The organism is Hymenobacter coccineus, assembly GCF_001816125.1.
Classification (GTDB): Bacteria; Bacteroidota; Bacteroidia; order Cytophagales; family Hymenobacteraceae; genus Hymenobacter; species Hymenobacter coccineus.
In genome coordinates, this window is sequence record NZ_MDZA01000080.1 from 1 (window position 1) to 10169 (window position 10169).

The following is a 10169-nucleotide window of genomic DNA, read 5'->3' on the forward strand; positions in this document are numbered from 1 at the left end:
AGGGGCCCCGGTCACGAATCGAGCCGCACATACACCCCTTCGAGGTAGAAGATGTTGTGAGGCTGGGGGTCATCTTCGCCCTCTTCGTCGGCGGGGTAGTATAGGAGTAGCGGGCCCACCGGTGGCGGCCCGCGCTTTGTCCGTTCTTACTTCCCTCCTATTCTCTCCGTTCGCATGGCCCTTGCCCCCGACATCCAGCAAAAAGTAAACGCCTGGCTCACCCCCGCTTACGACGCCGACACCCAGGCCGCCATCCGCGCCCAGCTCGACGCCGGGCAGGACGACGCCCTCACCGACGCCTTCTACCGCACCCTGGAGTTTGGCACCGGCGGCCTGCGCGGCGTGATGGGCCCCGGCTCGAACCGCATGAACCGCTACACGCTGGGCATGGCCACCCAGGGCCTGTGCAACTACCTGCTCCAGAGCTTCCCCGACCAGGAAGTGAAGGTGGCCATTGCCCACGACTCGCGCAACAACAGCCCCGAGTTTGCGCGCATCGCGGCGGGCATCTTCTCGGCCAACGGCATCACGGTGTACCTCTTCGACAGCCTGCGGCCCACGCCCGAGCTGTCGTTTGCCATCCGCCAGCTGGGCTGCCAGAGCGGCTGCGTCATCACGGCCTCGCACAACCCCAAGGAGTACAACGGCTACAAGGTGTACTGGAACGACGGGGCCCAGGTGGTGTCGCCCCACGACACGAACATCATCGAGGAAGTCAACAAAATCACCGACATCAACGAGGTGAAATTCACCGCCGTCGATACCCTCATCCACCTCATCGGCCACGACGTGGACGACCAGTACCTCACCGAGGTGCAGAAGCTGAGCGTGGACCCCGCCGCCATCAAGCAGCAGCATGATTTGAAGATTGTGTACACGCCGCTGCACGGCTCGGGCATCACGCTGGTGCCGGGGGCCCTGCAACGCTTCGGCTTCGACAATGTGCACGTGGTGCAGGCCCAGGCCACGCCCGACGGCAACTTCCCCACCGTGCAAAGCCCCAACCCGGAGGAGAAATCGGCCATGCAAATGGCCCTGGACCTGGCCCAGGAGCTCGATGCCGACATCGTGCTCGCCACCGACCCCGACGCCGACCGCGTGGGCCTGGGCGTGAAAAACGACAAGGGCGAGTGGGTGCTGCTCAACGGCAACCAGACGGCCGCGCTGCTCACCAACTACCTGCTGGGGGCCCGGCACCGCGCCGGCAAGCTGGCGCCCAACGACTTCATGGTGTACACCATCGTGACGAGCGACATCCTCGGCGACATTGCCCGCCACTACCAGGTGAAGAGCTACAACACGCTCACCGGCTTCAAATACATCGCCGGCCTCATCCGCGACCTAGCGGGCGAGGAGAACTACCTCTGCGGCGGCGAGGAAAGCTACGGCTACCTCATCGGCGACTTTGTGCGCGACAAGGACGCGGTATCGGCCTGCGCGCTGGCCGCCGAAATGGCCGCCGTGGCCAAGGGCCAGGGCCGCACCCTCTACGAGGAGCTGGCCCTGATGTACGCCCAGTTCGGCCTCTACCAGGAAGACCTCATCTCGCTGACCAAGAAGGGCCAGCGCGGCGCCGAAGAAATCCAGGAGATGATGGCCGGCCTGCGCCAGAGCCCCCCCGCCACCATCGCCGGCCAGCCGGTGGTGGAAATCCGTGACTACAAAACCGGTAAAATCCGCGACCTGCGCACCGGCATAGCGACCGAAACCGGCATGGAAAGCTCCAACGTGCTCCAGTTCATCCTGGAGGACGGCAGCAAAATTTCGGCCCGCCCCAGCGGCACCGAGCCCAAAATTAAGTTCTACTTCAGCGTGCGCCACCCCCTCAAGTCGGTGGTGGACTTCGAGCTGGCCCAGCGCCAGGCCAAGGAGAAAATCCAGGCCATCATCGACGACATGCAGCTCAAGTAAGCCCGGGGCCCCACCCCGCCGCCCGGCAATAAATTTTGCGTTTTTGGCCCCAAATCTTCACTGGTTTGGGGTCTTTTTTATGCCCGCTGCGTACCTTGGGTAATATTACATTATTCGTCTATTTTTATTCACTATTGCCTGAACACCTTGCACTTATAACCCAAACATTCCTATGATGACCCGGTATTTCACCTGTTATCTGCACCGGCACGGTGCCACCTATCAGCGGCGCATTCAGTACCTGGCGGGGCTGGGCACGGGCCTGGCCGCGGCGGCCATTTTTTCGCCCTGGGAAGCGTGGCAACCCCTGCTTGCGGCGGGGGCCCTGGTGCCCTACTGCCTCATCCTGCCGCTGCTCGCCAAAACCCGGCAGCTGGCCCTGGACCGGCCCCACGGCCAGTTCCGCTACTTCACCACGTTTTTTGGCCTCACGCAGGGCGCCTGGCAGCCGCTGCCCCGCGTGAGCAAGGTCGTCGTCAAGCCCTTCACCCAGGACGAGCCCGCCGTTATCGCTCCCAGCACCCTGCGCAGCGGCCCGCCCCGGGCCCGCGTGGTGCTGCTCTCGGTGCCCGCGTCGCGCCACGCCATCATCGCCGGCAAGTTCCGCGCCGACCAAGAGTTCGAAGCGCTGCTGTTCGCCAAAGTGGTGGCCATGTACCTGGGCGTCGAGGGCTTCGTGTTCAGGTAAGCCGGTGGGGGAGGGCGACCAAGCCAAAAAGGAATGTTGTCCGTCTCCTACCTCAGGCGGTCCGGGCTGCTCCGAGTGTCGAACACTTGATTGATAACGACCGTCTGCGTATTCTCGTCGATGCGGTAAATAATCTTATATGAGCTGGCTAATACGTACCGGTAATTGAATGATGGCCGGCGTTCAGCCAACAGCAAGTCTTGCTGGCCGAGTCGGGGTTGAGTTTCCAGCCGATTGACTTTATCTATAATCTCATTTAGGATAACAATCCATTTTTTTGGGGCCTGCTGTTCCCAAAAATCAGCCAATTCTGTTAAATCAGCCATTGCTGGCCGGGTCCATACAATGCGCATACTACTGCTTGATCCGGCTGCGGAAATGGGCTACAATTTCCTCGTGCGAAATGGTATCCCCTTGTTGTAAAGCCTGTTCAGAAGCATCCATGCGAGTTAAAAATGCTTCTTCCGTCATCGGCAAAGAGGCATTTTTTTCATCGAAGCCAAGCACTAGCTCGTCAACCATGCGCCGGAGCTGGCCCAACAATTTCTCGTCGTGGATGCTCAGCACCTGTTCGATAATGTGCACCTTCTCAACATCGACATTCATAGCCATCAGGAATTAATTTCAGTCCTAAGGTACCCCGCAAAACGCACCTACACTTTCCGCTCGCGCCGGGTGCCCAGCAGCAATAGTACCAGCAGGAAAAAGGCGGTGATGCCCAGGCTCCACCAGGTAATTTCGGGCACGCCGCGGTAGTAGTGCATGGTGGGCGCGTAGTGGCCCACCAGCGTGAAGCCCGAAAACACCAGCCCCGCCACGCACAGCAGCCCCAGAATGGTGCGGCTCACGAGCTGGTCGGCCTTGCGCAGCAGCGTGCTGTAGCCGCTCAGCTCCACCTTCACGCGCAGCTCGCCCTTGCTGACTTTGCGCACAATCTGGCGCACGTCGGCGGGCAGGGTTTGGAGCAGGGCCAGCAGCTGCGTACCGGTGTACTCGGCCTCGGTGAGGATGTTTTCGGGGGAGTACTGCTCGCGCACGATGCGGGCCCCGTAGGGCTGCACAAACTCGAAGGTGTTGAAGCTGGGGTGCAGCACCTTGCCGATGCCTTCGAGAATTACCAGGGCCCTCAGGATGAGGAATATGGCCCCCGGCACCTGCAATTTATAGTCGTAGATGATGGTTTGGAGGCGGTCGGCGAGGTCGCCCATGCTCATCTCCTTCACGTCGAGCAGCGCGAAGTCTTCGATGAGCAAGCTCAGGTCGCTCTCGAAGGCGCGCATGTCGGGGATTTCCGCCGTGAGGGCCAGGCGGCGGAAGCTGGCAGCCATGCCGCGCGCATCCTGCCGGGCCATGCCGATGAACACGCCCGCAAAGGCGTACTTCTGCTGCTTGGTGAGCTTGCCCACCATGCCGAAGTCGATGAGCACCAAGCGGCCGTCGGGCTGCACCAGCACGTTGCCCGGGTGCGGATCGGCGTGGAACACCCCAAACTCAAAAATCTGGGTCAGGTAGATGTCCATGCCCGTTTCGGCCACCCGGGCCGGGCTGAGGCCCCAGGCTTCGAGCTGGGCCCGGTCCGTAATTTTGCAGCCGTCCACGTACTCAATCACCAGCACCTTGGCCGTGCTCAGCTCGCGGTAGGGCCGCGGAATGTAGAAGTTGGTGTAGTCGGCGTAGAGCTTGCGGAACTGCTCCATGGCGCGGGCTTCGGCGGTGTAGTCCAGCTCCTTGCTCATGCTGCGCTCGAAGGCATCCACCACGTCCTGGGGGTTGGCCAGGCCCTGGTTGCGCAGGAAGCCGCCCGTCAGGCGCACCAGCTCGTGGAGCAGGGCCAGGTCGCCGCGCACCTTGTCCTGCACGCCGGGGCGCTGGATTTTCACCACCACGTCTTCGCCCGTGCGCAGGCGGGCCCGGTGCACCTGCCCGATGCTGGCCGAGCCAATCGGCACGTCGTCGAAGGCGCTGAACACCTCTTCCAAGGGCTGGCCCAGCTCGGCGGCTACTATTTGGCGGGCCACGGCCACGTCGAAGGGCGGCACGTTGCTTTGCAGCTTCTCAAACTCGTCGATGAGGGCCTCGGGCAGCAGGTCGGCGCGGTTGCTCAGGGCCTGGGCCAGCTTGATGAAGGTGGGCCCCAGTTCCTCAATCACCAGGCGGGCCCGCTCCCAGCGCGTGGTGTCGAACACGGTGCGCTCGGCGCGCTGCCAGCTCACGCGGCGGCCGGCGCCCACCAGCCGGCGCAGGGGCGTGGTCGTCACCACGTCCTCGAAGCCGTACTTGAGCAGCACCTCGCCCACTTCCTTGAGGCGCGTGAGGTTGGAAATCGTATTCTTGAACATGGACCGCGGATTTAACGGATTCGGAGCGGATTCAACGGATTTTTTGGGGTTCCGCTCGTTTTCCGGGTTGGGGCGGCAAGCTACGGCGGGTCCCCGGGCCCGGGCTGCCGGCTTTTCGCCGGCTGCCCGGTAATCGCTGGCCGATAATCGTTACCCGGTTGGGGCCCTTGGTTTGCCATACGGTTCAACGATTACCGGGCAGCCGGCGAAGAGCCGGCAGCCCGGGCTAGGGGTCCCCAAGCCAAAAAATCCGTTTGCCCACCGGCAAACGGATTTTTTGGCTTGCTGAGTCGCGCAGTAGGGTGCGGGGCTTGCCCCCGCCCGTCGTTGCACGGAATCGTTGCGTTGGCGCGAACGGCGGGCGGGGGCAAGCCCCGCACCCTACCCCGTCTTCGCATTTCATTGCGCAATGATTATAACCGTGGCGCCTACGCTTCAGCCGAGCCAGCGGTGGGCTTGCGGGCGCGGCGCGGGGCTTGGCGGCCTTGGGGGCCCCAGCTTTCTTGGCGGCGGCACCGGCTTTGGCGGCGGCTGATTTCTGGGCGGTGCCGGCGATGTCGCTTACCTGGTCGGCGGCTTTTTTGGTGGCGCCGGCCACTTTGCTGGCCACGCTGCTGGCAGCTTTGGGGGCCCCAGCTCTCTTGGTGGGCGCTTTTTTGGCGGGGGCCTTGGCTTTGCCTTTGAGGCCCACCGAGTCCTTCATGCGCTCGGCGAGGCCTTTGAACTGCTGCTCCAGCTCGGTACGCTTGGCTTCGCCGCTTTTCAGCAGGTCGTCCACAATTTTCTTGCCCTCCTGCTCGCTGAGCTTGCTCTCCTGCACCAGGGTTTCGATGGTGCTCTGCACTTTCTTGTTGCCCTGGGCCAACCCTTGGGCTAGGTAGCCCACCCCGGCGTTGATGAACTTTTTGAACAGGTCTTCCATAACGAAAAGGAGGTTGAAGTGAAAAAAGGAGAAGTTGAACGACTCGGTGCGCCCGCGGCGGGCGGGGCCCCGTAGCAGTTTACGAATATTCCGGCAAATGGCCGGCCGGGGCCCTATGGCTTACGCCCAAGCTTGTTGTTCCGGTAGCCCCTGATGGCCAGCGGAATCCAGCCCAGCAGCGGGATAAAGTACGCCAGCACGAGCGGGTTGCGCCACAGCATTTTCCAAAACGCGCCCGGCGCGTCGAGCCGCATCTTGAAGCCCCGCTCGCCGTTGGTGACGAAGCGGCGCTCGAACTCGGCAAAGGCCGCGGGCCAGGCGAAGGGCAGGAAGAACGGGAAGAAGCGGCGGTTTTCCTTCATGCGCTGCCACAGCTCGCGCCACTGGTAGGGGTGCTGGCCGTGGGCCGCCACGGCAGCGTCGAGCTCGGCCTGCATGCGGGCGCGCACCTGCTCGCCCAGGGCCTCGTACTCGGGGCGCGTCAGCTCGCCGGGGGCCTTGGCGGTGAGCTCGGTGGGCCGGATGCGGGAGCCCATCACGAAGGTGAGCTTGGCGGGCAGGGCCAAATAAAACGCCCAGGGCTGCACCAGCACCAGCAGCAGCAGCACCGTGAGGGGCAGGAACGGGATGCCAATTTTCTTCACCAGCCGGTCAATCCAGCCGATGGTGTAGGCGTAGGGGTTGAGGTACTCGGCGTTGACGGTGTAGAAGGGGACGATGTCGGTGCCGTGCTCCAGGGCCAGGCGGATCATGCTGGTGGCCAGGCGCTGCAACTCGTACTTACGGTTGAAGCCCTTGCCAATGCCCGGCACGCCCTCGGGGTACACCATCAGGTTGTGGTCCTGGTAGTACATCATGGTTTCGAAGTTGCGCGTGGTAGCGTCCACGCTGCCGCACTTCTTCCAGAAATCGCGCACCAGGTAGGGGTTCATTAGCGTGGTGGCCGAAAGCAGCGGGGCCGAGAGCGGCCGGGGCAGGTCGCGCAGGTGGCCCTGGCGCTGCTGCAAGTGGCGCCACAGGTGCGAGAGCGACACGATGGCGTCCCAGGGGAAGGCCATGCCCGAGTGGTTCGAGGCAAAAATCAGCGGCCGGTCGGGGTTGTTGCGCTGCGGGTAATCGTCGAAGCCCACCAGCTCGGAGCGGAACCACACCCGGTCGAGGAGCTGCAACACGTTTTCGTCCAGCGTTTGGGTAAACTCCTCCTTAAAGTAGTCGCTGTAGATGTGCTGGTTGGCCGCCAGGTCGGGCGGGGGCGGCGCAGAAGCAACAATCGGGCGGGGCATGGGCAGCGGGCGGGCGGGGCCGGGAAGGTACCACGTTTTGGGTTTTGGGGAGCAGGAAGCGGGTTTAGGGAAGGAGGAATTCTACCTCCCACTCCCCGCCCCCGTTTCCCAAAGCCGGGGCCCTAAATGCGGCGCTGGAGGCGCAGGCGGGCCGTGAGCAGCTCGCCGCCGGGGTGGCGCACGATGAGGTGCAGCACCGTGCCGCTGGTGCTGCGCAGCAGGTGGGTGAGCTGGGTGAGGGAGAGCAGCTCGACCGGCAAAATGCCCACCGCCACCAGCTCGTCGCCGTCTTGCAGGCCGGCGGCGGCGGCGGGCGTGCCCGGCACCACGCCCAGCACCTGGTAGCGCCGCAGGGCGGGCCCCACGGCCAGCACGTCGAAGCCGGCCATGTCGTGCTCAAAGGGCTCGCCGAAGGCCAGGCCCCGGCGCAGCCACAGCTGCTGGTGCGGGTAATCAATCACGACCTGGAAGCGCCGCAGCAGCTCGTAGCCCACGCTGCCGTTGCGGAACACGTCGGTGCGGGCGTGCACATCGGCCCCGTTGGGGAATGAGGTGAGCACCGTGGGCAGGCGGTAGCGGCCCAGGTCCACGGTGGCCACGCGGCCCAGCACGCCGCGCACCAGCCCGCTCAGGCCGTGGCCCAGGTCGGCGGGCAGGCCGGGCGCGGGCAGGTGCAAGCGCGGGTCGGAGGTGGTTTCGAGCGACAGTGCGTGGCTGGCCCCGGTGTCGAGCAGCAGCTTCAGGGGCCGGGCGGCCGAGTCGCCCATCTGGCGCACGGGCACCGTGAAGTAGGCCTTACGCCCCTCGATGGCCAGCGGCAGGCCAGTCCAGCGGCGGCTGTGGGGCGGCTGGTACAGCGCCGGCGGCGTGAGCACCAGCCGCTCCTGCCCCCCCCGCCTGCCCCTGAAACGCCGCCACGAAGCTGGCAAACAGCTCCGACCCCAGGATGCCGTGCACCGGCAGCCCCACGTAGCCCGAGAGGTTGAGCGAGTCGCCGTTGAGCACCAGCAGCGGCATGGCCGCGGCCACGGCTTCCTGGCCGTGGCGGCCCAGGCCCACGCGCACCCGGGGTGCCTGGTAGGCCAGCAGGCCGGTGGGCCGCCCCCCGGTCCCCATCACCCGGTAATCCTGCCCGTGGGGCAGTTGCAGCGAATCGGCCACGGTTGGCGAGAGCAGCAGCGACGAGGCCACGCCCGTGTCGAGCAGGAAGTTGTAGGGCCCCGCGCCGTTCAGCCACACTTGCACGATGGGCAGGTTGCGCTGCACTTGCAGCGTCAGGGTCATGTGCCGCTGCCGGGCCTGCGCCAGCCGAAATAGGCCGGCCTCCTGGCCGTAGCCGGGCTGGGCCCCGGCCAGCAGCAGGGCCAGCACCAGCAGCCGGACGCAGGCCCGGCGCAGCACATACAGGCAGATTAGCATTTTCATCAGCCCCCGTAAGGTACGGGTTATAGGACCATTCGCAGGGCCCCGGCAGGCCTTCCCCCCGTGAACACCGGTCGCAATGGCAATCGTTTGCACAAAGGGCCCCACAATTGAATTATTTTGCCACGCAACCGGGCAATACGTTGCCGTTTTAATTCTTAAACGCCGACCAATAAGTACCTGGCTTGGCATCAATGCTGGCGGTGGTCTAAAACGAGGTGGTCCGGCAACTTTTTCAGTCGTCGGACCACTCTTACGATTGTCCGAAGCCGCTGTTTTTTAGTGAGAGTGGCCCGACGAAGCCCTTCGGGCAATTCGCCGGACACCCCGTTTTAGACCATTGCCACAATGCTTGTGCCGCCAGGCAGTGCATGGCCTCGCCCCAGGGCCGCTGGGGTAGTATGGGCCGGGCCAAGCGCCGCTTGTCGGCGCAGGTAAAGGGCCGCTACGGCGTTTCCCAGGGGCCCGCGGGGTCGTAGTGGAGGTGGCCGGTGGCGATGCGCAACGGGGCCCCCACGTTGTTGTGGTAGAGCTGGCCGGTGCCCAGGCCCTGGGCGAAGGTGCCCACCGCAAACTCGCCCGTGAGCTGGGCCACGGCGTTCAGGCCAATGTTCGATTCCAGGGCCGAGGTCATCCACCAGCCCAGGCCGTGGGCTTCGGCCTGGGCCACCCAACGGTGGGTGGCGGCGTGCCCCCCCAGCAGCGTGGGCTTCAGCACGAGGTAGGCGGGGCGCACGGCGGCAAGCAGCGCTGCCTGCTGGGCGGGGGTTTCCAGGCCAATCAGCTCTTCATCCAGGGCCACGGGCACCGGCGAGTGGCGGCACACCTCGGCCAGGGCCCCCCACTGCCCGGTAGCCACGGGCTGCTCGATGGAATGCAAGTCGAACCGGGCCAGCTGCGCCAGCTTGGCCAGCGCCTCTGCGGGCGCAAAGGCCCCGTTGGCATCCACGCGCAGCACGAGCTGATCGGGCCCGGCCACGGCCCGGATTTCGGCCAGGATTTCCAGCTCGGTGGCAAAGTCCAGGCCCCCGATTTTCAGCTTGAGGCAGCGGTAGCCGGCGGCCAGCTTCTCCTCAATCTGCTGGCGCATGAAGGCCGCGTCGCCCATCCACACCAGCCCGTTGATGGGCAGCCCGGCCTGGCCCGCGGCGAAGGCGTTGGCGTACAGCTGCCGCCGGCCGCCGCCGGCCCAGTCCAGGGCCGCCGTTTCGAGGGCAAACACCAGGGACGGCCGCCCGGGGCCCACCAGGGCCGGGGCCCCGGCGGCGTCAAACTCGGCGTAGCCCGCTGCGTTGAACCGGGCGCACAGCGCGGCCACCTCGGCGGCGAAGCCCGGGCCGTGGTCGGGGCTGAGGCCGGCCAGGGGCGCGGCCTCACCCAGGCCAGCCTGGCGGGCGGGGTCGGCGGCGTCGTGCAGGTGCAGGTACCAGGCCGTGTGCACGGCCAGGGCCCCGCGCGAGGTGCGGGCCGGGAAGTTGAAGCGCAGGTCGCGCCGGGAAGCCGAAAGCTGAAGCATGGCGCAAAGATGCGGGGGCCGCCGGCCGCCAGCGCGCCAACGCGCACCGGGCGGCCGCGGCCCCCGCAGGTATCAAATGCTGGCCTCC

Annotated in this window: 10 protein-coding genes; 2 read left to right on the forward strand and 8 right to left on the reverse strand. The window is 65.3% G+C overall.

Annotated elements, in window-relative coordinates:
* The first annotated feature begins 174 nt into the window (after positions 1 to 174).
* Entirely contained in the window at positions 175 to 1911 is a 1737-nt protein-coding gene (locus BEN49_RS06205; protein WP_070742193.1) for a phospho-sugar mutase, read from the forward strand.
* Between the two features lie 172 nt (positions 1912 to 2083).
* Complete coding sequence (locus tag BEN49_RS06210) at positions 2084 to 2599, forward strand: hypothetical protein (protein WP_070742194.1); 516 nt, start codon at positions 2084 to 2086, stop codon at positions 2597 to 2599.
* Between the two features lie 47 nt (positions 2600 to 2646).
* Here BEN49_RS06210 and BEN49_RS30800 read toward each other — a convergent pair whose 3' ends face one another.
* The 8 genes from BEN49_RS30800 to BEN49_RS06250 all read right to left on the reverse strand — a co-directional run bounded on the left by BEN49_RS30800 (position 2647) and on the right by BEN49_RS06250 (position 10081).
* Positions 2647 to 2952 carry a type II toxin-antitoxin system RelE/ParE family toxin gene (locus tag BEN49_RS30800; RefSeq protein ID WP_070742195.1) on the reverse strand — a complete coding sequence of 102 codons (306 nt, stop codon included), beginning with the start codon at positions 2950 to 2952 and terminating at the stop codon, positions 2647 to 2649.
* Position 2953: 1 nt separating this feature from the next.
* Positions 2954 to 3205, reverse strand: coding sequence for a hypothetical protein (locus BEN49_RS06220; RefSeq protein WP_125916559.1), 252 nt, complete (start codon positions 3203 to 3205; stop codon positions 2954 to 2956).
* Positions 3206 to 3252: 47 nt separating this feature from the next.
* Positions 3253 to 4938 carry an ABC1 kinase family protein gene (locus BEN49_RS06225; RefSeq protein WP_070742197.1) on the reverse strand — a complete coding sequence of 562 codons (1686 nt, stop codon included), beginning with the start codon at positions 4936 to 4938 and terminating at the stop codon, positions 3253 to 3255.
* A gap of 226 nt (positions 4939 to 5164) precedes the next feature.
* Positions 5165 to 5860, reverse strand: coding sequence for a phasin family protein (locus BEN49_RS27640; RefSeq protein WP_070742198.1), 696 nt, complete (start codon positions 5858 to 5860; stop codon positions 5165 to 5167).
* A gap of 113 nt (positions 5861 to 5973) precedes the next feature.
* Entirely contained in the window at positions 5974 to 7143 is a 1170-nt protein-coding gene (locus BEN49_RS06235) for a lysophospholipid acyltransferase family protein (protein WP_070742199.1), read from the reverse strand.
* Between the two features lie 122 nt (positions 7144 to 7265).
* Positions 7266 to 8018: a PDZ domain-containing protein gene (locus tag BEN49_RS06240; protein WP_070742200.1), complete on the reverse strand. Its 753-nt coding sequence runs from the start codon at positions 8016 to 8018 to the stop codon at positions 7266 to 7268.
* Entirely contained in the window at positions 7939 to 8568 is a 630-nt protein-coding gene (locus BEN49_RS06245; RefSeq protein ID WP_070742201.1) for a retropepsin-like aspartic protease, read from the reverse strand. The genes BEN49_RS06240 and BEN49_RS06245 overlap by 80 nt, the downstream gene beginning before the upstream one ends.
* Positions 8569 to 9010: 442 nt before the next feature.
* The gene (locus BEN49_RS06250; RefSeq protein ID WP_070742202.1) at positions 9011 to 10081 is read right to left on the reverse strand and encodes an o-succinylbenzoate synthase; all 1071 of its coding nucleotides are present in this window, start codon (positions 10079 to 10081) and stop codon (positions 9011 to 9013) included.
* Positions 10082 to 10169 lie beyond the last annotated feature (88 nt).

Excerpts from the sequence above, each read along its gene's own strand:
- BEN49_RS06205 (WP_070742193.1), top strand. The coding sequence starts at position 175 with ATGGCCCTTGCCCCCGACATCCAGCAAAAAGTAAACGCCTGGCTCACC.
- BEN49_RS06210 (WP_070742194.1), top strand. The coding sequence starts at position 2,084 with ATGATGACCCGGTATTTCACCTGTTATCTGCACCGGCACGGTGCCACC.
- BEN49_RS30800 (WP_070742195.1), bottom strand. The coding sequence starts at position 2,952 with ATGCGCATTGTATGGACCCGGCCAGCAATGGCTGATTTAACAGAATTG.
- BEN49_RS06220 (WP_125916559.1), bottom strand. The coding sequence starts at position 3,205 with ATGAATGTCGATGTTGAGAAGGTGCACATTATCGAACAGGTGCTGAGC.
- BEN49_RS06225 (WP_070742197.1), bottom strand. The coding sequence starts at position 4,938 with ATGTTCAAGAATACGATTTCCAACCTCACGCGCCTCAAGGAAGTGGGC.
- BEN49_RS27640 (WP_070742198.1), bottom strand. The coding sequence starts at position 5,860 with ATGGAAGACCTGTTCAAAAAGTTCATCAACGCCGGGGTGGGCTACCTA.
- BEN49_RS06235 (WP_070742199.1), bottom strand. The coding sequence starts at position 7,143 with ATGCCCCGCCCGATTGTTGCTTCTGCGCCGCCCCCGCCCGACCTGGCG.
- BEN49_RS06245 (WP_070742201.1), bottom strand. The coding sequence starts at position 8,568 with ATGAAAATGCTAATCTGCCTGTATGTGCTGCGCCGGGCCTGCGTCCGG.
- BEN49_RS06250 (WP_070742202.1), bottom strand. The coding sequence starts at position 10,081 with ATGCTTCAGCTTTCGGCTTCCCGGCGCGACCTGCGCTTCAACTTCCCG.